This window comes from Streptomyces yatensis (genome assembly GCF_018069625.1).
GTDB classification, from domain to species: domain Bacteria; phylum Actinomycetota; class Actinomycetes; order Streptomycetales; family Streptomycetaceae; genus Streptomyces; species Streptomyces yatensis.
Genome location: NZ_CP072941.1, coordinates 2359171 through 2380991, shown reverse-complemented (window position 1 = coordinate 2380991; position 21821 = coordinate 2359171). Strand labels below are relative to the sequence as shown.

Annotated in this window: 18 protein-coding genes and 5 tRNA genes; 11 read left to right on the top strand and 12 right to left on the bottom strand. The window is 72.9% G+C overall.

The window, feature by feature from the left end; genetic code table 11:
• Nucleotides 1–158 precede the first annotated feature (158 nt).
• Nucleotides 159–1412, top strand: coding sequence for a precorrin-6y C5,15-methyltransferase (decarboxylating) subunit CbiE (cbiE, locus tag J8403_RS09445; protein ID WP_211122777.1), 1254 nt, complete (start codon nucleotides 159–161; stop codon nucleotides 1410–1412).
• 279 nt (nucleotides 1413–1691) lie between these two features.
• Nucleotides 1692–5846, top strand: a complete 4155-nt coding sequence (gene cobT / locus J8403_RS09440) for a nicotinate-nucleotide--dimethylbenzimidazole phosphoribosyltransferase (protein WP_211122776.1) — start codon at nucleotides 1692–1694, stop codon at nucleotides 5844–5846.
• Here the strand turns inward: cobT and J8403_RS09435 are convergent.
• A complete protein-coding gene (locus J8403_RS09435; protein ID WP_211122775.1) occupies nucleotides 5830–6000 on the bottom strand; it encodes a hypothetical protein in 171 nt (56 codons plus the stop codon). The genes cobT and J8403_RS09435 overlap by 17 nt on opposite strands.
• Between J8403_RS09435 and cobA the strand changes: the two genes are divergently transcribed.
• The gene (gene cobA, locus J8403_RS09430) at nucleotides 5999–7219 is read left to right on the top strand and encodes a uroporphyrinogen-III C-methyltransferase (protein WP_211122774.1); all 1221 of its coding nucleotides are present in this window, start codon (nucleotides 5999–6001) and stop codon (nucleotides 7217–7219) included. The genes J8403_RS09435 and cobA overlap by 2 nt on opposite strands.
• Before the next feature lie 80 nt (nucleotides 7220–7299).
• Entirely contained in the window at nucleotides 7300–8118 is an 819-nt protein-coding gene (locus J8403_RS09425) for a TrmH family RNA methyltransferase (RefSeq protein WP_211122773.1), read from the top strand.
• A 262-nt stretch (nucleotides 8119–8380) separates the two neighbouring features.
• On the opposite strand, the gene J8403_RS09420 is transcribed toward J8403_RS09425, so the two are convergent.
• Complete coding sequence (locus J8403_RS09420) at nucleotides 8381–9721, bottom strand: serine/threonine-protein kinase (RefSeq protein WP_246585769.1); 1341 nt, start codon at nucleotides 9719–9721, stop codon at nucleotides 8381–8383.
• A gap of 305 nt (nucleotides 9722–10026) precedes the next feature.
• On the opposite strand from J8403_RS09420, the gene J8403_RS09415 reads away from it, so the two are divergent.
• Together J8403_RS09415 and J8403_RS09410 are read left to right on the top strand one after the other, a co-directional pair.
• A complete protein-coding gene (locus J8403_RS09415) occupies nucleotides 10027–10263 on the top strand; it encodes a hypothetical protein (RefSeq protein ID WP_211122772.1) in 237 nt (78 codons plus the stop codon).
• 286 nt (nucleotides 10264–10549) lie between these two features.
• On the top strand, nucleotides 10550–10768 hold the full coding sequence (locus tag J8403_RS09410; protein WP_137968283.1) for a hypothetical protein: 219 nt from the start codon (nucleotides 10550–10552) through the stop codon (nucleotides 10766–10768).
• A 209-nt stretch (nucleotides 10769–10977) separates the two neighbouring features.
• Here J8403_RS09410 and J8403_RS44715 read toward each other — a convergent pair whose 3' ends face one another.
• The 4 genes from J8403_RS44715 to J8403_RS09385 all read right to left on the bottom strand — a co-directional run bounded on the left by J8403_RS44715 (nucleotide 10978) and on the right by J8403_RS09385 (nucleotide 16867).
• The gene (locus J8403_RS44715; RefSeq protein ID WP_425519762.1) at nucleotides 10978–13002 is read right to left on the bottom strand and encodes a radical SAM protein; all 2025 of its coding nucleotides are present in this window, start codon (nucleotides 13000–13002) and stop codon (nucleotides 10978–10980) included.
• A 620-nt stretch (nucleotides 13003–13622) separates the two neighbouring features.
• On the bottom strand, nucleotides 13623–14063 hold the full coding sequence (locus tag J8403_RS09395) for a hypothetical protein (RefSeq protein WP_211122770.1): 441 nt from the start codon (nucleotides 14061–14063) through the stop codon (nucleotides 13623–13625).
• Between the two features lie 55 nt (nucleotides 14064–14118).
• Nucleotides 14119–15348 (bottom strand): helix-turn-helix domain-containing protein, encoded by a 1230-nt coding sequence (locus J8403_RS09390; RefSeq protein ID WP_211122769.1) that lies wholly within the window; start codon nucleotides 15346–15348, stop codon nucleotides 14119–14121.
• A gap of 286 nt (nucleotides 15349–15634) precedes the next feature.
• Nucleotides 15635–16867: an MFS transporter gene (locus tag J8403_RS09385; protein WP_211122768.1), complete on the bottom strand. Its 1233-nt coding sequence runs from the start codon at nucleotides 16865–16867 to the stop codon at nucleotides 15635–15637.
• 110 nt (nucleotides 16868–16977) lie between these two features.
• Here J8403_RS09385 and J8403_RS09380 point away from each other — a divergent pair, with 110 nt between their 5' ends.
• Nucleotides 16978–17442 (top strand): winged helix-turn-helix transcriptional regulator, encoded by a 465-nt coding sequence (locus J8403_RS09380; RefSeq protein WP_211122767.1) that lies wholly within the window; start codon nucleotides 16978–16980, stop codon nucleotides 17440–17442.
• Nucleotides 17443–17485: 43 nt separating this feature from the next.
• Here the strand turns inward: J8403_RS09380 and J8403_RS43530 are convergent, their stop codons facing one another.
• Nucleotides 17486–17842: a hypothetical protein gene (locus J8403_RS43530; RefSeq protein WP_246585768.1), complete on the bottom strand. Its 357-nt coding sequence runs from the start codon at nucleotides 17840–17842 to the stop codon at nucleotides 17486–17488.
• Here J8403_RS43530 and J8403_RS09370 point away from each other — a divergent pair.
• Both J8403_RS09370 and J8403_RS09365 read left to right on the top strand, forming a co-directional pair.
• Complete coding sequence (locus J8403_RS09370) at nucleotides 17784–18833, top strand: phosphotransferase (RefSeq protein WP_211122766.1); 1050 nt, start codon at nucleotides 17784–17786, stop codon at nucleotides 18831–18833. The two genes, J8403_RS43530 and J8403_RS09370, sit on opposite strands and share 59 nt — an antisense overlap.
• A gap of 65 nt (nucleotides 18834–18898) precedes the next feature.
• Complete coding sequence (locus J8403_RS09365) at nucleotides 18899–19183, top strand: TFIIB-type zinc ribbon-containing protein (protein WP_014056196.1); 285 nt, start codon at nucleotides 18899–18901, stop codon at nucleotides 19181–19183.
• 107 nt (nucleotides 19184–19290) lie between these two features.
• Here J8403_RS09365 and J8403_RS09360 read toward each other — a convergent pair.
• The 5 genes from J8403_RS09360 to J8403_RS09340 form a co-directional block, all read right to left on the bottom strand.
• Nucleotides 19291–19362: transfer RNA gene (locus J8403_RS09360), tRNA-Val, on the bottom strand.
• An 11-nt stretch (nucleotides 19363–19373) separates the two neighbouring features.
• Nucleotides 19374–19445, bottom strand: a tRNA-Val gene (locus tag J8403_RS09355).
• A 44-nt stretch (nucleotides 19446–19489) separates the two neighbouring features.
• Nucleotides 19490–19561 (bottom strand) — tRNA-Val (locus tag J8403_RS09350).
• 1 nt (nucleotide 19562) lies between these two features.
• Nucleotides 19563–19633: transfer RNA gene (locus J8403_RS09345), tRNA-Cys, on the bottom strand.
• A gap of 28 nt (nucleotides 19634–19661) precedes the next feature.
• Nucleotides 19662–19734 (bottom strand) — tRNA-Gly (locus J8403_RS09340).
• 160 nt (nucleotides 19735–19894) lie between these two features.
• Between J8403_RS09340 and J8403_RS09335 the strand changes: the two genes are divergently transcribed.
• A complete protein-coding gene (locus J8403_RS09335; RefSeq protein WP_211122765.1) occupies nucleotides 19895–20950 on the top strand; it encodes a chorismate-binding protein in 1056 nt (351 codons plus the stop codon).
• Entirely contained in the window at nucleotides 20947–21774 is an 828-nt protein-coding gene (locus J8403_RS09330; protein ID WP_211122764.1) for an aminotransferase class IV, read from the top strand. Before J8403_RS09335 ends, J8403_RS09330 begins: the two co-directional genes overlap by 4 nt.
• Nucleotides 21775–21821: the final 47 nt, after the last annotated feature.

Genomic DNA, 21821 nt, shown 5'->3' with positions numbered 1-21821 from the left:
CGCGCCTCGGCCGCATCCGGGACGGTGCCCCGCGCATCCGCGGCACACCGGCCGCGACCCGCCCGTGAACCCTCACAGGCACACCACGCGACGCACGCGGCCCACCGCGACGCACCCGACAGACCCGAACCCGCCACACATAGGGGAGAACAAGGACGATGGCCGACCGCGTCACGGTGATCGGTTGGGACGGCACCCCGCTGACGGACGCGGCCCGCTCCGCCCTCGCGGCAGCCACCCTCGTGGCCGGCGCCGCCCACCACCTGGCGCTGCCCGAAGTCCCGCCGGGCGCCGAGCGGATCCGGCTCGGCAGCGTGGACCTCGCGGCCCGCAGGATCGCCCAGCACCGCGGCACCGCCGTGGTCCTGGCCGACGGCGACCCCGGCTTCTTCGGCGTCGTCCGCGCCCTGCGCGCTCCCGAGCACGGACTCGAGGTCGAGGTCGTCACCGCCGTCTCCTCCGTCGCCGCCGCCTTCGCCCGGGCCGGGATGCCCTGGGACGACGCCCAGGTCGTCGTCGCCCACAGCCGCGATCTGCGCCGCGCGGTCAACGTCTGCCGCGCCCACACCAAGGTCGCCGTCCTCACCTCGCCCGGCGCCGGCCCCGCCGAACTCGCACTGCTGCTCGGCCCGGTGCACCGCACCTTCGTCATCTGCGAGGCGCTGGGCACAGAACGCGAGCAGGTCACCGTCCTGACCTCCGACAAGGCGGCCGACCACGCCTGGCGCGACCCCAACGTCGTCATCGTCATCGGCGGCTCCGGGATAACTCCCGTCCGCGGCGGCCCGGCGGCCGGCGCCGCCCGCGGCGCGCTGCAGAGCGGCGGCTGGATCGCCGGACGCGACCCCGGCTATCCCGGCGCCGTCCGCGGCTGGGCGCTGCCCGGCCCCGCGTACGGGACCGTGCTGGGCGAGAGCGAGTCCCCGCAGCTGCGCGCCCTTCAACTCGCCCGTATCGGCCCCCGCCTGGGCGACCTGGTCTGGGACATCGGCGCGGGCAGCGGCGCGGCGGCCGTCGAGACCGCCGGGTTCGGCGCCGCCGTCATCACCGTCGACCGCGACCCGGACGCCTGTGAGCGCACCGACACCCTGGCCCGCCGCTTCGGCGTCCAGCTCCAGGTCGTCCAGGGCGTCGCCCCCGAGGTGCTGGAGGATCTGCCGGAGCCGGACGTGGTGCGGGTCGGGGGAGGGGGCGCACCCGTCGTCGCCGCGTGCGCCGCGCGCCGCCCCGAGCGCATCGTCACCCACGCCGCGACCCGCGACGAGGCGGAGGCCATCGGCCAGGCGCTGGAGGACGGCGGCTACGCCGTCGAATGCGTGCTGCTGCAGTCCGTCGAAATGGACACGCGGGGCTGGACCGAACGGGAGCGCGCGGTCGCCTTCATGCTCTGCGGTCACCGCCCGCACCAGTGATTTTGTCCTTGTGACGTTCGCCCCGAGCTTCGCCCCGGTGACCTGCCCGGGGCACCGCGCGGGGTAGGCTGGCGGATCGTTGTACTGCCTGTACCGCTGCCCGGCGTTCGGCGCTTTATTGGCCAAAGGCCGGAAAATGCCCCTTCCTTGGAGGGGTGGCGGTAGGCAAGCCTCGGCGTGTCTACGTGCCGCGCACGGCGCATGCTCGTTCTTGCTCAGGGGGCTTGCTCTCGGCGGTAGGCGGTTGGAAGGAGCACTAGCGATGGGCGAGGGGTACGCATGACCGACACCGGCCAGGTCCCGGGAGAGGGACTGCCGGAGAACGCAGGCGGACGACTCGGACATCCGCACCCGGCGGATGTCCATGCCCCGCCTGCCGACGCCGGTTACATCGAACAGCCGCATCCCGGTGTCCCTCCCGGCGCCGCCTACACCTTCCTCGACGGGCCCGAACACGTCGGCGAGGAGGACGATCTGCTGCTGATGCCGGGCGCCCAGGGCGCCTGGAGCGAGCAGCAGGCCCAGTACCAGACCGGGGCCTACGAGGCGGGCGCGCTCGACCCCGGCGCCGCCGCGTACGCCGAGACCCAGATGCCCGAGCCGCAGCCCGTGGCGGAGCAGCCCGTACCGCAGTCGGCCCCCGCCCAGGCCGCGTACGCGGCACCCGCCGCCCCCGCCCGGCGGCCGCTCCACATGGGTCCGCCGGTGCCCGACACCTCCAACGGCGTGGTGCGTTCGCTCGCCGACCGAGGCCCGGCCGCGGGCCGGCACGCCGCGCCCGTACGCCAGCCGGAGCCCGAGCCGCAGGCCGCGCCGGAGCCGGAGCCGCAGGCCGTGGTGGAGCCGCAGCCCCAGGTGCCGCACCAGGCCGGGTCCCAGCCCGAGTACGGGGCGGGGCCGCAGCAGGCCGTTCCGGCGCCTGAGCAGGGCGGGATGGCGGAGCAGCAGTTCGCCGGGCCGGAGCACTTTGCCGGGCCCGAGCAGCAGTTCGCCGAGGGCGAGCAGTTCGCCGGGGGCGAGCAGCGGTTCGCCGCTCCTGAGCAGTTCGCCGAGTCCGAGCAGCAGTTCGCAGGGCCCGAGCAGCAGTTCGGCGCGCCTGAGCAGTTCCTCGTTCCCGAGCAGCCGATCATGCTCGAGCAGCCGCTGGCGGCCGACTACTCCACCGCGCCCCAGTACGCCGCAGGGCCGCAGTACTTCACCGCGCAGCCCGACGATGTGAGCCGGCTCCCCGGGCCCCAGCTCGCGGACCTCCCGCAGATGGTCGACGCCCCGCAGCCGGGGGACGCCTGGGACTCCACCCCGCCGGCGCAGCAGGCCGCGCAGGCCGCCGCGCCCGCGCCCGCTCCCGCGGAGACGGCCGGTACGGCCGAGGAGCCTCAGGTCGCGGAGGGGCCCGAAGCGGAGCCCGCTCCCGAGCAGTTCGTCCAGCCCGAGGCGATGGCGCCGGAGGCACAGCCGGTCGCGATGGACCAGGCGTACGGGGACCCGGCGGCCGCGGGCCCGCACCCGATGGGCGCGACGATCCCGGCCCAGGCCGGGGAGCCCGTCATGGAGCCCGCCCCGGAGGCCGCTGTGGCCGAGGAGCAGGTCGTCGACATCCCGGCCCAGGCGCAGACCGAGCCCGTCACCGAGCAGCCCGAGGCCCAGCCCGCCCCCGCCCCGGCCGCGGAGGCCACACCCGAGATCCCGGCGCAATTGGCCCATGAGCCGGTCACGGCCGAGGAGCCGTACGCTCCCGCCGCCGAGGCCCCCGCCCAGGATGCCGCTCAGGAACTCCCGGAGCCGCCCGCCGAATCGGCGGAGCCGATCGCGGTGGGCCCGGCTCACTCGATAGTGGCCGACGTGGCCGACGAGACGCCTCAGCCCGAGGAAGCCGCCGCCGAGGAACCGGCCGCTGCGGAGACGCCTCAGCAGGAGGCGCCCGCCGAGCCGGAGGCCGAGGCCGCGCCGGAGGCGGAGGTCGTCCCGGAGGCGGAGGCAGCGATGCCGGAGCCGTCTGCCGAGACGCCTGAGCAGGCGGCGGCCGAGCCGGAGAGCCCGGAGACCGTGGCCGAGGCCGAGGAGCGGTCCCCGGAGGCGCAGGCTCCCGAGGCCGAAGCGGCGGACACCCCGGACACCCCGGACACCCCGGACGTCCCGGAGGCCGAGGCCACCGAGAGCGAAGCCGCTGAGGCGGAGGCGTCCGAGACCGCCGAGCCGGACGCGGAGGCGGCGGCCGAGGCAGTGCCGGAGGCCGCGGCCGAAGCCACCGAGCCAGCGGCGGAGCCTGAGGCAGAAGCAGGGGCGGAAGCCCAGCCCACCGAGCCCGAGGCCCCGACGCCCGAAACGGCACCCGAAGCCGAAGCCACGGAGCCCGGGACCACCGAGCAGGAAGCCACGGAGCCGCAGGCCGCTCCCCCCGAGGCCGATGGCCCGGAAGCCGCCGAGCCCGAGGCCGATGCGGCCGAAGTCGCCGAGCCCGAGGTTGGTGTGACCGAAGCCGCCGAGCCCGAGGCCGGGGCCGCCGGACCGGAGCCCGCGGACCCGGAAGCCACCGAGCCCGCGGCCACCGACGACCCCGAGGCACACAGCCCCGAGCCGGAGCCCGAGCCCCGAACGGATCCCGAAACGGCCCCCGAGCCCGTAACGGACGAGGCCCAGGAACCCACACCGGACCCCGAGACCGACACCGAGCCCGAGCTCATCCCCATCCCCATCGGCCCCCGCGCCGAGGGGTACGACGAGGCCGAGCGCGCCGCCGTCCACCGCGTGATGCGCGAGCGCCGGGACATCCGTAACGGCTTCCGGTCCGACCCCATCCCGCACGAGGTGCTGCTGCGCGTGCTCGAAGCCGCGCACACCGCGCCCAGCGTCGGGCACTCCCAGCCGTGGGACTTCGTCGTCATCCGCTCGGCGGAGACCCGGCGCGCCATGCACGAGCTGGCCATGCGCCAGCGGGACGCGTACGCCAAGTCCCTCCCCAAGGGCCGGGCCAAGCAGTTCAAGGAACTGAAGATCGAGGCTATCCTCGAGACCCCGGTCAACATCGTCGTCACCGCCGATCCCACCCGCGGCGGCCGTCACACCCTCGGCCGGCACACCCAGCCGCAGATGGCGCCGTACTCCTCCGCGCTCGCGGTGGAGAACCTCTGGCTCGCCGCCCGCGCCGAGGGCCTCGGCGTCGGCTGGGTCAGCTTCTTCGACGAGCGCGAGATGGTGCGGGAGCTCGGGCTGCCCGACCATCTGGAGGTCGTGGCGTACCTGTGCGTCGGCTACGTCGACGAGTTCCCGCAGGAGCCGGAGCTGATGAAGGCCGGGTGGTCCAAGCGCCGCCCGCTGTCCTGGGTCGTCCACGAGGAGACGTACGGCCGCCGCACCCTGCCCGGCGGCGACCCGCACAATCTGCTCCAGGAGACCCTGCGGGGCATCCGCCCGCTGGACGCCAAGGCGCTCGGCGAGGCGTGGGAGCGGCAGAAGCGGATGACCAAGCCGTCCGGTGCGCTCGGCATGCTGGAGATCATCTCCGCCCAGCTGAGCGGGCTGTCCCGGCAGTGCCCGCCGCCGATCCCGGAGCCCGCGGCCGTCGCGATCTTCGCGGGCGACCACGGAGTGCACGCCCAGGGCGTCACCGCCTGGCCGCAGGAGGTCACCAGCCAGATGGTGGCCAACTTCCTGGGCGGCGGCGCGGTCTGCAACGCCTTCGCCGCCCAGGTGGGCGCCGAGGTGTGCGTCGTGGACGTCGGGGTGGCCAGCGATCTGCCCAGCACCCCCGGGCTGCTGCCGCGCAAGGTGCGGGCGGGCACCGGCGACTTCACCGTCGGCCCCGCGCTCACCCGCGAGGAGGTGCTGCGCGCCATCGAGGTGGGCATCGAGACGGCCCGCGATCTGGTGGCCGCCGGGAACAAGGCGCTGCTCACCGGAGAGATGGGGATCGCCAACACCACCGTGTCGGCCGCCCTGGTCTCCATCTACACCGGCGCCGACCCGGCCGAGGTGACCGGGCGCGGCACGGGCATCAACGACGAGATGCACGCCCGCAAGATCGATGTCGTACGGCGCGGTCTCGAACTGCACCAGCCCGATCCGGCCGACCCCATCGGCGTCCTGTCGGCGATCGGCGGCCTGGAGCACGCCGCGATCACCGGGCTGCTGCTGGGCGGCGCCTCGCTGCGTACGCCCGTGATCCTGGACGGGGTGAGCGCGGGCGCCGCCGCGCTGGTCGCCCGGGCCATCGCCCCCGAGGTGCTGGCGGCCTGCATCGCGGGCCACCGCAGCGCCGAGCCGGGCCATGTGGCGGCCCTGAACAAGCTGGGCCTGCGCCCCCTGGTCGACCTGGATCTGCGGCTCGGCGAGGGCACCGGGGCGCTGCTCGCCCTTCCGGTGGTGCAGAGCGCCGCACGGGCGATGCACGAGGTGGCCACGTTCGACTCCGCGGGGGTCACGGAGAAGAACTGATGCGCGCCCCCGCCGCGTAGGGTGTCGGCGGGGGCTCCGCACCAGAGCCGATCACGTCCCAGCCGATCACGCTCCAGTCGATCAAGCCCCAGCCGATCAGCCGCTCCAGCGCCGCAGCGGCCGCGCATTCGCACGAGGAGAGCCGCACCGCCATGTCCGAACACTTCGCATACCCCGTCGGACTGCGCCTTTCCGGGCGGCGTGTGGTCGTCCTCGGGGCGGGGCAGGTCGCCCAGCGCCGCCTGCCCGCGCTGATAGCGGCCGGTGCGGACATCCTGCTGATCTCGCCGTCCGCCACCGCCTCCGTCGAGGCCATGGCCGAGGCGGGGGAGGTGCGCTGGGAGCGCCGCCGCTACCAGGAGGGCGACTTCGAGGGCGCCTGGTACGTCCTGATCACCACGGACGACCCGGAGGCCAACGCCACCGCGTCCGCCGAGGCCGAGGCGCGCCGCATCTGGTGCGTCCGCAGCGATGACGCCGAGGCCGCCTCCGCCTGGACCCCGGCCACCGGGCGCAGCGAGGGCGTCACCGTCGCCGTGCTCACCGGACAGGACCCGCGCCGCTCCGCCGCCGTCCGGGACGCCGTGGTGGAGGGGCTGCGCGACGGCACCCTCGCCGCGCCCCGCCACCGCAGCCGCGGCCCGCGGGTGGCGCTGGTGGGCGGCGGGCCGGGCGATCCGGACCTGATCACCGTGCGCGGCCGCCGCCTCCTCGCCGAGGCGGACGTGGTGGTGGCCGACCGGCTCGGCCCGCGCGATCTGCTCGATGAACTCCCGCCGCATGTCGAGGTGATCGACGCGGCGAAGATCCCGTACGGCCGCTTCATGGCGCAGGAGGCGATCAACAACGCGCTGATCGAGCACGCCAAGGCGGGCAAGTCGGTCGTCCGCCTCAAGGGCGGCGACCCCTTCGTCTTCGGACGCGGCATGGAGGAGGCCGAGGCGCTCGCCGAGGCAGGTATCCCGTGCACCGTCGTGCCCGGCATCTCCAGCTCCATCAGTGTCCCGGGCGCGGCCGGGATCCCGGTGACTCACCGGGGCGTCGCGCATGAGTTCACGGTGGTCAGCGGCCACGTCGCCCCTGACGACCCCAGCTCCCTGGTGGACTGGGCGGCGCTGGCCCGGCTGCGCGGCACGCTGGTGCTGCTGATGGCCGTGGAGAAGATCGGCGCCATCGCCGCGACCCTCGTCGCCCACGGCCGGGCCGCCGACACCCCCGTCGCCGTGGTCCAGGAGGGCACCACCCCGGCCCAGCGGCGGGTGGACGCGACCCTCGCCACCGTCGGGGAGAAGGTCGCGGCCGAGGGGGTACGCCCCCCGGCGGTCGTGGTGATCGGCGATGTCGTCGCCCTCTCGGCCCGTGACCACCGCTGACGTAAGCGGACGTAACCGCCGGTAACTTATTCGCGTCGGGCTCATTGGCACCGCATCCAGGACAAGGCAGTATCACTTAAGTGGCTGATCTCATCACCGTCGATGATCCGGACGACCCGCGGCTGCGCGACTACACGGGTCTGACCGATGTGGAGCTACGACGTAAGCGGGAGCCGGCCGAGGGCCTGTTCATCGCCGAAGGCGAGAAGGTGATCCGACGCGCCCGCCTCGCCGGCTACGAGATGCGCTCGATGCTGCTGTCGTCCAAGTGGGTCGATGTGATGCGGGACGTCATCGAGGACGTCCCCGCCCCCGTCTACGCCGTCAGCCCCGAACTGGCCGAACGCGTCACCGGCTACCACGTCCACCGCGGCGCCCTCGCCTCCATGCAGCGCAAGCCGCTGCCGGACGCGGAGTCGGTCCTCCAGGACGCCCGGCGCGTCGCCATCATGGAATCCGTCAACGACCACACCAACACCGGCGCGATCTTCCGCAGCGCGGCGGCCCTCGGCATGGACGCCGTGCTCCTCTCCCCGGACTGCGCCGACCCCCTCTACCGGCGCTCGGTCAAGGTCTCCATGGGCGCCGTCTTCTCCGTGCCGTACGCCCGTCTGGAGAGCTGGCCGCGGGGGTTGGAGGCGGTCCGGGACGCCGGGTTCAAGATCCTCGCCCTGACCCCCGACGAGAAGGCCACCACCATCGACGACGCGGCCCCGCACCGCCTGGAGCGGGTCGCGCTGATGCTGGGCGCGGAGGGCGACGGGCTGTCCACCCAGGCGCTGATGGCCGCGGACGAGTGGGTCCGCATCCCGATGGCCCACGGTGTGGACTCCCTCAACGTGGGCGCGGCGGCGGCGGTCGCCTTCTACGCCGTCACCTCGGGCAGACCGGGGCTCTGACCGCTACGGGGCTGCCCGGCGGGCCACGCGGCGTAGCCGCATATCGACGCTTTCCCGTCCTGCCCCCTCCCACGGCGCCGATGTGCGGCTCCGCCGCGTGGCAGCGGCTCCGCCGCTGGCCCCGGGGGTTGCTGGGGCGTAGCCCCGCCTTCCAGCCCTTCCGGCGTTTGAGGAGCGGGGTCTGGGGCGGAGCCCCAGTTGCGGGAAGGGGCGGGGAGGGGAACAGCCCGCCGCAGGCGCCAAGACCCGCGCCGGACGCGCCCTAGCGGCCGTCAGGCTCGGCCGCCACCGAGTCCACCGCCACCGAGTCCGCCGCCACCGACGAGACCGCCCCCGCCCCCGTCGGCCTGGCCGGTGCGCCCAAGCCATTCGCCGGGCCCTGACAGCCCTGCGCCGCCGCGATCCCCAGCGCCACCAGCAGCGTCACCACGACGAACACGGTCAGCCGCTGCCGCAGCAGCCGGCGGTTCGGCCCGCTGGGGCGGCGTCCGCCCGGCGAGGTGCGCACGGTGTTGGCCGGACGCCCCGGACGGTCCGTACGCGCGGGCGGCCGCGGGCTCCGGCGCTGCGCCTGCTGTGGCCGCGCCGGGGTGTTCCGCCCGGTGGGACGGCCCGAGGCCCCGCCCGTACTGGCTCCCGGCCGCTGGGACGGCGACCCGTTCCGCGGCGTCGGCGTACTGCCCGGGCGCCGCTCCGTGTGCTGGTCGGCGTACGCCTCGGGGCGCCGCGCCGGGGCCCGGCCCGGCCCGCCGCCGTAACCCCCGGCACCGTGGCCGTGGCCATGCGCCTCGCGCGCCGCGATCTCCTTCAGCCGCAGCGACAGTTGCAGGGTGCTCGGCCGGTCCTCCGGATCCTTCGCCAGACAGGCGTGGAGCAGCGGCGCCAGGGCGTCGGGGACGCCCAGCAGCTGCGGCTCCTCGTGCACCACCCGGTACAGCATCACCTCGGAACTGCCGTGCCCGAACGGCGAATCCGCCGTCGAGGCGTACGCGAGCGTGGCGCCCAGCGCGAAGACGTCGGTCGCCGGGGTCACCGCCGCGCCCCGCACCTGCTCGGGCGCGAGGAAGCCGGGCGAGCCGACCGCCGTGCCGACGTGGGTGAGGGTGCTGGCCCCGGTCGCCCAGGCGATGCCGAAGTCGATGATGCGCGGGCCCTTGGGGGAGAGCAGGATGTTCGAGGGCTTGAGGTCGCGGTGGACGACCCCCGCCTCATGGACCGCCAACAGCCCCTCCGCCAGCGCCGACCCGATCGACGCGACCTGGGCGGCGGGCAGCGGGCCCTCCTCGTTCACCTTGTCGTGGAGTGAGGGGCCCGGTACGTACTGGGTGGCGAACCAGGGGCGGTCGGCCTCCAGATCGGCGGCCACCAGCCGGGCCGTACAGCCGCCGCGGATCCGCCGCGCGGCGGAGACCTCCCGGGCGAACCGCGACCGGAACTCCCGGTCCTCGGCGAGATCCGGCCGGATCACCTTCAGGGCCACCCGCTGGCCGCGCCGGTCGGAGCCGAGGTAGACCACCCCCATGCCGCCCGCGCCGAGCCGCCGGTGCAGCCGGAAGGAACCGACGACACGCGGGTCCTCGCGCCGGAGCCGCATCATCGCCATGTCCGTCCCCTACCTCCGGTGGGGAGCCCTCCCTCAACCCCTGGTGGGGAGCCCCATCCGCTGCCGTCTGCTTGCCGTTTGCCGCTGATCTGCCGTCAGTCCGCCGCTGTTGTCCGTCGCTGTCCGTCTGACGTGCACAGCTTACGGATTGACGGCCCCGCGCGCTGAGAGGCCGCGCATGCGTCGGCCGATGGATTGTCAGTGGTGCCTGAGATCCTGGAGAAGTGGGCCGGAATCGTGGCAATCCACGCTCGGCTCCGTGCTGCGTGATCTCAAGGGGCCGTCTCAGAAGGGGGATTGAGACCGTGAAGGGTGATCGTGTGGAGATAGTCGTGGATGCGGGGGACACGACGCGGACGTATGAAGTGGTGGCCAGCAGGGCGGGCCGGAGGGTCGAGACAGCGGTCCGGCGGGGGGTGGTGGAAGTGAGCGAAGTCACCCGTAATGGGTCCGTGGTGCGGACGGCCCGCTTCATGGCCAATCGCGTCCTGGCACTGGTGGAGCAGCCGGTACCGCGGGGCGAGGAGGGAGAGGGTGAGTAGAGCTCGCACGCGCTCGGAGGGGCACACTCCGTGGTCACCGGAAGGGCTCCGGAAGGATCGATTCCCCGGACCCCTCCGGGAAGACCCCAAGGCGTGAGGGCGCATCTCCACCCAGGGGAGTAGTCGACGCCTCCCGGGGTCATCCTCCGGGAGGCCCGGCAATCGGTACGAAGGCATGACGCCGAGGACCGGGGTGCGCACCTAATGTTGTGCTCAAGCGGCGGGCGCAGCACTCGTCCCCCGAGGTCAGACGCTCGCCGCCCCCAGATGTGACGGAGGAGGGACGATGGCGGACACGGCTGGACGCACGGTCATCCACACGCGTCGTCGCAGGTCCATTCGCGCGGCGGCCGACGCCTTCGGCGGCCCGCAGACCGGCACCCGCCACCCTCTGGTCGCGGCGGCGATGGTGCTGCCGATGGCCATCCTCCTGACCATCACCTTCGGCGGCTGGGACGCAGTCGTCACACAAGCGTCGTCCGTGGCGGGAATGCTGGGGCGCTGAGCGCCCCAGGCCCGGGAGAGCGGCCCGGGCCGGGGACTTCCGGCCATTTAACCCCGTGGGGACGGGGGTGCGGCGGACGGCACGAATGCCCGGACAGCTGGGGAGCTGTCCGGGCATCGCGCCGTCTGGGCGCGTGCGGAGACCGATGCGGCCCGCCGTAGGGTCCCTCGGCGGCAGGCGGTGCGCCGGTGCCGCCGGTCCCGCTGTGATCACCTCAGCTCAGCAGACCACTTTCCGCGGCCGAGGAACGTACGACCGTCGGGTGTGATGTCCACGCGGGCCCCTCGTACCGGTAGCTCGCCGTTGCTGAGCCAGTAGTCGCGGACCTTGTCGAGGGCATCCCACAGTCGGCGGGGGCCGCCCTGGTGCACGGTGGGCCGCTCGTTCCCGGTCGCCGTCGCCCGGGCCCACGATCCGTCGGCATGTGCCATGAGCGCGACACGCTGCTCACCGTCCTCCCGGTACTCGTGCTCGATACCGGGCGCCTCGACCTCGAGCATGGAAGCGAGGTCCCACGCGTTCGCCACGTCGACGACGGGATACGGACCGCGAGTCACTTCATCTCCGTCCAGCTCCGCGGCCTTGGCGAGGCGAACGGCCGCACCGGGCGGGTAGTCGTCGCCGTGGCGAGCGTGCATGAACCCTGCCCGGTCCCACTCGACGCGCCCGGTCGCACCCCCGTCCTCGTCCTTCTCGGCCGTCACGAGGAGGGAGGTACCGGCGATCGTGGTCACCAGCCGACCGCCGGGGCAGAGCGCCCGGAGCCAGCTTGCGGGAATCGTGCGTACGGACACCGTGGCGACGATCCGGTCAAAGCTCGCGGGCTCGTACGGCAGGTCCCCGGTCGCGTCGATCGTGTCGAGCGTGGGAGCGGCGCCTGTCTCGCTCATCCGCTTGCGGGCGACCTCGGTCAGGTAGGGGTCGACGTCGACGCTCGTCACCTGCTCGTCGCTCAGTCTGCGAGCGGCGAGGGCGGCCCCGTACCCACTTCCCGTGCCCACGTCGAGCAAGCGGTCGCCGTCATCGATGCGGGCATGCTGGAACATGCCCACGACCAGGCTCGGCAGGGTGGCCGAGGACGTCGGCCGACCGTGCGGCCGGTCGGCCGCCGTGGCGTGATCGGCGTGTAAGGGGCCGACACGGGTCACGAGCGAGGTGTCGCGGTATGCCGCTTCAAACCAGCGGTCCGTATCGGTGGGACCGTCACGCAGCTCCCAGCCATCGGCAGCGCGCGTCCACCATCGGGGGATGAACAGGTGCCGTGGCGTGGCGGCGACGGCCGGCGCCCATCGGGAGTGCCGGTGAGTTGAGACGTCGGCCAGAGCGGCGGCGCAAGTGGTCCAGTTCACGCGTGGACTCCAAGGGAGGGCGACGGGGCGGGCGCGAAATGCTTTGGGTTGCAGGCGGGCGTACGGGCGGGGTCGCAGTCGTTCGAATCGTCCGGGGTACAGGCGCCGGCGCGCGGCTCCGGCACGGCCGCCATCATCTCGCCCCATCGGTCGCTGTGCAGGATCTCGGCGAGACGCTGTTCGCGGACGTTGCCGGCGACCATGAAGCGACTGAGGATGCAGCCGGACACGGCCCCGTCGGGGGAGACGGACACGCGGTGCCGAAAGCAGTGTCCGCACAGCTCGGGCGGCGGTCGGCGTACTCGCGTCCGGCTCGGCCGCACGGCCGATCCTGCGCATGCGGTCGATCTGGATTTCCTTGATCCCGAGCCGGTGCAGCTCTGCTTTGGCCTGCTCGACGCGCTGCCCCTCGATCACTTCCACGATGCCGGCGCGCAGAGGGATACCGCGGCGGACCGCTTCGGCGATGTTCGCCCTGGTGCGGTCGAGGCTTCCGCGCGTGCGGGTGATCTCCTCGTGCTGGGCCCGGTCGTCGCTGTAGTAGGACGTGGCGAGGCAGACGCCCTGGCGGCTGAAGGAGCCCCATAGCGACGGCCGTACGTGGGTGAGGTTCGAATACACCTCGACACCGAGGCCGGCGTCGAGCGCCTCATCGATGAACTGCGGGAGGTGCGGCGAGAGGGTCGGCTCGCCGCCGATGAACTGCACCATGGGGATGCCCAGCTCGGCCACGTCCGCGATGACGCGCGACCAGTCCTCGCGGGTCATGCGCCCGGCGGGTGCCTGCGGACCGCTGTTGGTGCAGCAGTGGGTACACCGGAGTTGGCACGTGCCGGTGATCTCCAGCTCAATCGACTGGATACCGGAAATGACAGATGTGCTCATGCATGTGCCTCCATGAGTAGACGGGTGCGACCCTGGCCCTGCGGTCGCCTGGGGTGGCGCACCGCCCCCACGTCCCGGGCGGAGCCGGTAAAGACGCGGGGGCAGCGGTCAACGGGCAGCGTGTCTCGCCGGTTTCCGGCGGCGCCGGCCCGCCCTCGCCGAGGAGGGTTGGCACCCGGCGGGGGAGTGAGGTGGTGGGGGCATGGGAGGTATCAGCAGGGGCGCGGCGAGCAGGTTGTACCGGGCGTCGTAGTCGGCGACGCTGACGCGGTACGACTCGGCGGCGGCGAGGGTGAACAGGGCCTGCTCATACCGGCCGGGTTCCCGAGCCCATGCGTACAGGTACGCGTGAGGGCGGGGACACATAGGCCCGGTAGGGACAACGGGAGCCCTCCCGAGGTAGGGCTCGCCAGGGTGGGGGTCGAGCAGGCGGGCGAGGCGCAGCGCTTCCGCTTGCATCCATCGGACGGCCAGTCGAGGAGTGGGCGCTCGGTAGGTGGCGAGTACGACCTCGCGGGCGCCGCTCAGGTCATGGGCGGTCGCCGCACAGTGGAAGGCGAGGGGGAGCCGCGCGGAAGTGTGTGCCGAGCCAGGCGGAACGAGCGTCAGCACAGCCGTGCTCACCGGTTACGCTCGCGGGCCTGTCGCCGCTGCTCGATGATGTGGTCGAGCTGGATTCGGTACAGCTCGACCTGTCCGGGCTCCAGAATCAGGACTGACTCGGACATGCCGCCGTCCTCGCGGTGGACCATGACCGGTAGGGCGGCCTGGTGCGCCCGGTGGTCATAGATGACATCACGTTTCAGGGGACTGACGTGGGTGACCGGCACGGGCATGGGGCGCAAGGTGGCGCCGCTGGACGGGGCCGACCATTCCCGACCGCCTCCTGGCGGGCGCAGGTGGTAGGACGCCGAGCTTGCGCTCGGCACGGCGACGACGACGCCGATCCGCCCTTTCTCCGCGAGGTCTGAGACGAGGTCGCCGAGCCGGGGGTGAAACGGGGCGCCTGCGCTTAACTCGGCGCCCTGCGCGGGAAGTTGCTTCGAGGTCTGTTCGGCCATGCTCCGAAGCTAGGAGTGGGGCGGCAGCCGAATATGAACCGCAGGAATATCGCCCTCATCCGTCGAGGTGAAAGCGGTCTGACATGCGGCGCAGCTTCTCGCGGGTGGTCGCTCGTTCGGCGTAGACGAGGCTGCGCAGAGTTGACCGCGCAATGGGGTGGTTGCGGATGAGCTGGGGCGCGATGCGTTCGGCCTGCTCCAGTTCCTTCAACGCCTTGTCCCGGTTGCCATCCCAAAGCCACGCGCGGGCGAGGTCCATGTGGTGGTGTCCCTGGCGGGAGTTGGGGAGCCCGGCGACAAGTTCCGAACCGGTCTTCCGGTTTATGGCCAGAGCCCTTCGCTGCTCGCGCATCTCAAGCGCAACGCTGATGGCGTGAATCTGCACGTTGCCCGGCGAGAACGTGAGCGAATGCCGGTCGTACACCGGGGGACCGGAGTATTCGCCCAATCGGTCCGCGGCGTCCCTGGCGTGCGCGATGCGGTCCTCGGCCTCTGCTCGGCGTCCACCCCGTGCTGCCGAGACCGCCGCGCGCAGTTGCAGCGATCCCCATGCGCGGATGGCCAGCGGTTCGCCCTGGTCGTACCCCTGCTGCACGCTTTGTAGCGCCTTGTCCGAGAGGGCGACGGCGTCCGCCCAATCTGCGGTTGCCCACATGTCCCATACCCGCATCCAGTCGGCCATGGCCGGCATGACGGAGTCGCCGGACAGCCGGGCCGACCATGCGGCTCGTTCGCAGGCCATGGCGACCAATTCGGGGTGGCCGAGGGCGTGTGCGGCGGTGTGCGCGAACTTGCAGCACACGGCGTAGATCGCGAACGCTTCCTCGCGCTCATGGCCGGTGGACACCTCGGCGAGGGCGCGAGCTTCACGGAACAGGTCGGGAAGCACCTGCATGATCGCCACGTTCGCCGCTGCGTCACGTAGGCGGTGCAGTCGGGTGGTCTCCTGCCAGAGCTGACCAGCAGGCCGCGGGGTGCCGTCGAAAAGGGGGGCGAGGTCGTACCGGCGCAGCTCGCGCAGGACGGATGACGCGGCGACCTGCCATTGATTCTCTTCTGGCGAGCTGTTGTACGGACGGCCGATCAGGTCGTTCGGGTGCACATGGAGCTCGGCGGCGAGCAGATTGAGCAGGCCGACCCGGTCAAGTTCGATGAGGCCGCGTTCCATCTTCGACACCCACCCTTGAGACTTCCCGAGGGCGGCGGCGAGGTCGGCCTGGGGCATCCCGAGACGGAGCCGTGCGCGACGTGCGCGACGGCCGATCTCCTCGGCTTCTTCCAACATCAGTGCGCCCCCTTTGTGGTGTGGCGCCGACGGGGTTCAAGCGGGCGGCGATACATCCGTGCTCCATCCGTCAGGCGTACACCTCAGACGGTACCCAGGGTGCGAGACGGGTGTGGAGCGCTACAGGGCAAGAAGTGCGGCAGTAATGACAGGGCGCTCCGCGCGGCCGCGAGCGGCCCTACGGTGGCGTTGCCGTGCACACCCCGGTCACATGATCGCCCGAGACAAGTCCGTTGGCTACTTCCGGTAGCGCACGTGGCGCTTGGCAGCGGGGTGGTTCAGGACGTCACGCCGCTCGGCCCAGGCGCCGGGTCGTCGCCCACAGCAGCAGGGCTGCGCAGCTGAATGCCGCTCCCAGGGCGGACACCGCCGGCCACCCGGCCGCCGCGTACGCCGCGGAGGAGCCGATGGCGCCGAGGGCGCTGCCGGCCGAGTAGAAGACCATGTAGCCGCCGATGATTCTGCTTCCCGCGTCAGGTTGGGCGGCGTAGATGAGGGACTGGTTGGTGACGTGCACGGCCTGGACGGCGAAGTCCAGGAGGATCGCGCCGATGGCCAGGGCCCAGAGTGACTGCCGGGCGAGGGCCAGGGGGAGCCATGACACGGCGAGCAGGACCAGTGCGGTACCCGTGGTCCGCTGGGCGAGGCCGCGGTCGTTCCATCGGCCGGCGGCTCCCGCGGCCGCGGCTCCGGCCGCTCCGGCGAGCCCGAATGCGCCGATCGCGGTGTGCGTCAGCGACCAGGGCGGACTGCTGAGCGGCTGGACGACGCTGCTCCACAGCGTGCTGAAGGCCGCGAAGACCAGCAGCGCCAGCATGCCGCGGACCCGGAGCAGGGGGTGGCGGGCGAACAGGGCGACGGTCGATGCCAGCAGACGCCGGTACGGCATGGTGACCGTCGGCGGCCGGTCGGTCGGCAGGGCCAGGCGCAGGAGCACGGCGAGCGTCGCGGTCAGCACGGCCGAGAGGAGGTAGACGGCGCGCCATCCGGCCAGGTCGGCCACGACGCCTGCCACCGTGCGGGCCAGCAGAATGCCGGTGATCACCCCGCTGGTGACCGCTCCGACGACCCGCCCCCGAAAGGCGGGAGCGGTGAGGTGGGCCGCTGCGGCGACCATGGTCTGGGCGACGACGGCGAGCGCACCGACCGCCGCGAGGGCGGTGAGGAGCGCGGCGGTCCCAGGTGCCAGACCCGCGAGCAGCAGCGCGGCGGCGAGCAGGCCGAGCTGGAGCGTGATCAGCCTGCGCCGGTCGACGAGGTCGCCGAGCGGGACGAGCAGGAACAGACCCGCGGCGTAGCCGAGTTGGGTGATTGCGACGATGGCGCCGAGCAGGCCGGGGCCGAGGGCGAACTGCTCGCCGAGCGTGACCAGCAGGGGCTGGGCGAAGTAGACGTTGGCCACCGCGCTGCCGCAGGCAACGGCGAAGAGCAGGATCAGGCGCGCGGGCGGCGGCCCGGGTGGAGCGAGTGCGGTGTTCACGGCCGTCCGGCCCTCGGCCGTCGAGCAGTCGCTCGGCATACGGCGCCTCCCCCTCATTGATGGTTGCAACTTGCTACCTGACCGGACCTTAAGGCAGGAGGTAGCATGTTGCAACCAGATGTGTTGCGAGGTTGCAAGGAGGAAGTGCGATGGTCGCCCGCACGCGATTCGACGCCGAACCGTGTCCCGTTGCCCGGTCGATCGACGCCATCGGCGACTGGTGGTCCCTGCTGATCGTGCGCGACGCGTTCGACGGCAGTCGCCGCTTCGGCCAGTTCCAGCGAAGCCTGGGCATCGCCAAGAACATCCTCACCAGCCGGCTGCGCACGCTGGAGCAGACCGGAGTGATGACCACCGTGCCCGCCGCCGACGGCAGCCGCTACCAGGAATACGTGCTCACGGAGAAGGGCCGCGCGCTCTTCCCCGTCATCGTGGCGCTGCGCCAGTGGGGCGAGGCGCACTGCTTCGGCCCGGGGGAGGAGCATTCGCGACTCCTCGACCGCCGGAACGGGCACCCCCTGAGCCCGCTGGAGATCCGCTCCAGCGACGGGCGCCCCGTCGGCCCGGACGAGACCCTCGTCGAAAAGCTCGGCGGTGCGGACGGCACGGGCTGACTCGTCCTACGGCCACGGCGCGGCCCGTCCCCACGCGGACGGATCAGCGGAAGCGCAGGCCGTTGATGAGCAGGGCGCACACGGCCTCCAAGGCCGCCCCGGCGCCCGGGGCCTGCCACTCGGGGGCGTGCGCGGGGTGGTGGTAGGCCACCGTGGCGTCGAAGACGGTACGGGCCGCTGCGGCGGGGTCGGAGCAGGTGAAGTCACCGGCGGTGACGCCGTCGGCGATGATGACGCGCAGCCCGCACTCGGGTGAGCGCCCGACGTCCGGAGGGGCGGAGCACCGGCACCCGGCCCGGCAGGGGCTACGATCCCGGGGCAGCCGATGACATGGGGGAGCCGTGAGCCAAACCGCGGCGCAGCTCGTCGCCGCCCTTCGCCGGGGCCGCCGTGACGCCACCGCCGAGGTGACCGTCCTGGCCGACCGGCCCGACGCCACCGTCGTGCGGTGCGGCCATGTCGTCGCCAAGGCACATCCGCCCGGCACGGACCCGGCCGAGCTGGCCGTCCGGCTCGGGGTCGCGGCCCACCCTCGGTGCGCGGGGATACTGCTGCCGCCGGTCGACGACGGCTTGGCCGCACTGCCCGACGGCCGGCGGGTCACCCTCTGGCCGTACGGCGAACCCGTGGCGCCCGACGCGCCGGATGCCGCCCCGTGGGTCGAGGCGGGGAACCTGCTGGCCCGGCTGCACGCCGTGCCGGTGGCCGAACTGCCCGGCCCCCTCCCGGCGATGCGCGGCCCGGTCAAGGCGGCCCGCGCCATCGCCCGGCTGCGCGCGGCGGCACTCCCCGACAGCGCGGCGATCCGGGCCGTGTTGCACGCCTGGGCCGGTCTGCCGGACTGGGCGCGGGGCGTGGACCGCATGGACGACCGTACGGACCGCGTGGACCCGAACCGCACGGGCAGCCGGGACCGCGGGGACCGCACGGACAGCCGGGACCGCGGGGGCCGCACGGACCGCCGGGACCTCCCGGAGCGCCGAGAGCGCGCGGACCGGCAAGAAGCCAACAGGCTCTGCCACGGCGATCTCCACCTCGGTCAGCTCATCCGCCACCGCGCCACCGACTGGCGGCTCATCGACATCGACGACCTCGGCCTCGGCGACCCGGCCTGGGACCTCGCGCGGCCCGCCGCCTGGTACGCCGCCGGGCTGCTCGCCCCCGAGGACTGGGACCGGTTTCTGGGGGCGTACCGGGCGGCGGGCGGTTCCGCCGCGGGGCAGGGCGACCCGTGGCCGCGGCTGGACGTGCCCGCCCGCGCCCTCACCGTGCAGACCGCCGCGCTCGCGCTCGCCAAAGCGGCGGCCGCCGGACGGGCGTTGGACGAGGCCGAGGAGGCGATGGTGGAGGCGGCTGTCCGCATCGCCCGGTACATGGAGGCCGTAGGGTGAAGTCCACGCGGTCGGAGGGATGTTCCGGCGCGTTGTTGTCCGAAGCATGAGGAGTTGAGCGGACCATGCAGTGTCCCAAGTGCCATGCGCCGATGCACACGTACAACCGCAATGGCGTGCAGATAGAGCAGTGCAGCGGCTGCCGGGGGATCTTCCTGGACTACGGGGAGCTGGAGGCGCTGACCCGCCTTGAGACGCAGTGGACCCAGCAGATGCCGCCCGCCGCCCCCGGCCCGCAGGGGTACCCGGCCGCGCCCGCGCCCGCGTGGGGCGCGCCGCAGCACGGGCACCACGGTGGTCACCACGGCCACCACAAGCGGGGCTTCGGACACATGCTCTTCTCGTCCTGAGAACCAAGCTCTTCTCGTCCTGAGAACTGAGGGCTGAGGACTGAGGACGAGAGCCGAGAAACGACAGAGGGCCGGAGCTCTTCGCTCCGGCCCTCCGCCGATCAGTGTGGACGATACTGGGATTGAACCAGTGACCTCTTCCGTGTCAGGGAAGCGCTCTCCCGCTGAGCTAATCGTCCGCGGGACTGCGTGCGCGATACTGGGATTGAACCAGTGACCTCTTCCGTGTCAGGGAAGCGCTCTCCCGCTGAGCTAATCGCGCAGGTGGATCCATGAGGATCCGAAGTGGATCCGCGAGGATCCGAGTGGACGATACTGGGATTGAACCAGTGACCTCTTCCGTGTCAGGGAAGCGCTCTCCCGCTGAGCTAATCGTCCGAGGTGGAGACGGGATTTGAACCCGTGTAGACGGCTTTGCAGGCCGTTGCCTCGCCTCTCGGCCACTCCACCAACCGTGGAGGTCGAAACCCCCACTCCGAGCGGACGACGAGATTCGAACTCGCGACCCTCACCTTGGCAAGGTGATGCTCTACCAACTGAGCCACGTCCGCAGGTGTCGTTTGTCCGGGGCGCTTCCGCGTCCCGGCGACGTGTTGAACTCTAGCGGATTCCCCGGCCAGCTCAAATTCCGTTTCCGCAGCGTGCTGCCCTGCTCGGCCGCCACACGCCCTCCCGAGGCCGCCCTGACCTGGGCACCATAGACTCGCAACCGTGCACGATCTGCCCCCGCTCGCCCGCTTCGGCGGGCTGCTCGCCACCGATCTACGCGATGTGACCAGCGACCCGTCGGCCCTGGACACCCAGGGTTTCTGGGCCGTTGTCGCGGACTTCGAGGGCCGTCTGGTCTGTGCACGCTTCGGGGACGTACGGACCGAGCCCGTGCCGCCCCCCGCGCCCGGCGGCTGGTACGGCCCCGCGGCCGGGGAGTGGACCTCGTCCCTGGACCGGGCCGCCTACACCGCCGGGGTGCGCGACATCCGGCGGCGCATCGCGGCCGGCGAGGTCTACCAGGCCAATCTCTGCCGGGTGCTGACCGCGCCGCTGCCCGATCCGGCCGGGGCCGATGTGGACGCGCTGACCGCGCTGCTGGCCCTGGGCAACCCCGCCCCGTACGCGGGCACCGTGAGGCTGCCCGGCCACGGGGTGGAGGTCGCCACGGCCTCGCCCGAACTGTTCCTGAGGCGTACCGGGCGCACCGTGGAGTCCGGCCCCATCAAGGGCACCGGCCGCGGCCCCGAAGACCTGCTGGAGAAGGACCACGCCGAGAACGTGATGATCGTGGACCTGGTCCGCAACGACCTGGGCCGGGTCTGCGCCACCGGCTCGGTGACCGTCCCGGCCCTCTGTGCCGTCGAACCGCATCCGGGGCTGGTCCACCTCGTCTCCACGGTGCGGGGCGAACTCGCCCCCGGCGCCGGGTGGCCGGAACTGCTCGCGGCCGCCTTCCCGCCCGGATCGGTCACCGGCGCGCCCAAGTCCAGCGCGCTGCGCGTCATCGAGGAGCTGGAGACCGCGCCCCGCGGCCCGTACTGCGGCGGCATCGGCTGGGTCGACGCCGACCGCGGCACCGGTGAGCTGGCGGTCGGGATACGCACCTTCTGGATCGACCGCGGCCCGGCCGGGGCCGTGCTGCGGTTCGGCACCGGGGCGGGCATCACCTGGGGCTCCGACCCGGAGAGCGAATGGGACGAAACCGAACTCAAGGCCGCCCGGCTGCTCGCGGTAGCGTCGGGCGTACAGCAGCCGACGGGAAGGGCGACGCGATGAAACCGGCCATCTGGCTCGATGGATCCCTCTGCGACGCGGACAGCGCCAGGGTGTCCGTCTTCGACCATGGGCTCACGGTCGGCGACGGTGTCTTCGAGACCGTCAAGGCCACCGAGGGACAGCCTTTCGCCCTCACCCGCCATCTGCGGCGGCTGGCGCGCTCCGCCGAGGGCCTGGGGCTTCCCGAGCCGGACCTGGACGAGGTGCGCCGGGGCTGCGAGGAGGTGCTCAAGGCCCACCCGGTGCCGTTCGGGCGGCTGAGGATCACCTACACCGGCGGGCTCTCGCCGCTCGGCTCCGACCGGGGCACGGCCGGGCCCACCCTGGTGGTCGCGCTGGCCGAGGCGTCCCGGCGGCCCGACGCCACGGCCGTGATCACCGTCCCCTGGGCGCGCAACGAGCGCGGGGCGCTCACCGGCCTGAAGACCACCTCGTACGGCGAGAACGTGGTCGCGCTGGCCCGCGCCCGTGAGCAGGACGCCTCCGAGGCCCTCTTCGGCAACACGGTCGGCGCGCTCTGCGAGGGCACCGGCACCAACGTCTTCGTGGTCCTCGACGGCGAGCTGCACACCCCGGCGCTCTCCTCCGGCTGCCTCGCCGGGATCACCCGCGCCCTGGTGCTGGAGTGGGTGGGCGCCAAGGAGACCGACCTGCCGCTGGATGCGCTGAGCCGGGCCGAGGAGGTCTTCCTGACCTCCACCACCCGCGACGTACAGGGCGTGCACCGGGTGGACACCCGCAGCCTGCCCGGCGCCCCCGGCCCGGTCACCGCCGAGGCCCTGCGGATCTTCACCGAGCGGGCCGCCGCGGACATCGACCCCTGACCTGCCGGTCGCGGCGGATCCGCGCCGAAAACGGGTGACGCCGGCCC

Excerpts from the sequence above, each read along its gene's own strand:
- cobT (WP_211122776.1), top strand. The coding sequence starts at position 1,692 with ATGACCGACACCGGCCAGGTCCCGGGAGAGGGACTGCCGGAGAACGCA.
- cobA (WP_211122774.1), top strand. The coding sequence starts at position 5,999 with ATGTCCGAACACTTCGCATACCCCGTCGGACTGCGCCTTTCCGGGCGG.
- J8403_RS09365 (WP_014056196.1), top strand. The coding sequence starts at position 18,899 with ATGCAGTGTCCCAAGTGCCATGCGCCGATGCACACGTACAACCGCAAT.
- J8403_RS09385 (WP_211122768.1), bottom strand. The coding sequence starts at position 16,867 with ATGCCGAGCGACTGCTCGACGGCCGAGGGCCGGACGGCCGTGAACACC.
- J8403_RS09435 (WP_211122775.1), bottom strand. The coding sequence starts at position 6,000 with ATGGCGGTGCGGCTCTCCTCGTGCGAATGCGCGGCCGCTGCGGCGCTG.
- J8403_RS09410 (WP_137968283.1), top strand. The coding sequence starts at position 10,550 with ATGGCGGACACGGCTGGACGCACGGTCATCCACACGCGTCGTCGCAGG.
- J8403_RS09420 (WP_246585769.1), bottom strand. The coding sequence starts at position 9,721 with ATGGCGATGATGCGGCTCCGGCGCGAGGACCCGCGTGTCGTCGGTTCC.
- J8403_RS09330 (WP_211122764.1), top strand. The coding sequence starts at position 20,947 with ATGAAACCGGCCATCTGGCTCGATGGATCCCTCTGCGACGCGGACAGC.
- J8403_RS09395 (WP_211122770.1), bottom strand. The coding sequence starts at position 14,063 with ATGGCCGAACAGACCTCGAAGCAACTTCCCGCGCAGGGCGCCGAGTTA.
- J8403_RS44715 (WP_425519762.1), bottom strand. The coding sequence starts at position 13,002 with ATGAGCACATCTGTCATTTCCGGTATCCAGTCGATTGAGCTGGAGATC.
- cbiE (WP_211122777.1), top strand. The coding sequence starts at position 159 with ATGGCCGACCGCGTCACGGTGATCGGTTGGGACGGCACCCCGCTGACG.
- J8403_RS09390 (WP_211122769.1), bottom strand. The coding sequence starts at position 15,348 with ATGTTGGAAGAAGCCGAGGAGATCGGCCGTCGCGCACGTCGCGCACGG.
- J8403_RS09380 (WP_211122767.1), top strand. The coding sequence starts at position 16,978 with ATGGTCGCCCGCACGCGATTCGACGCCGAACCGTGTCCCGTTGCCCGG.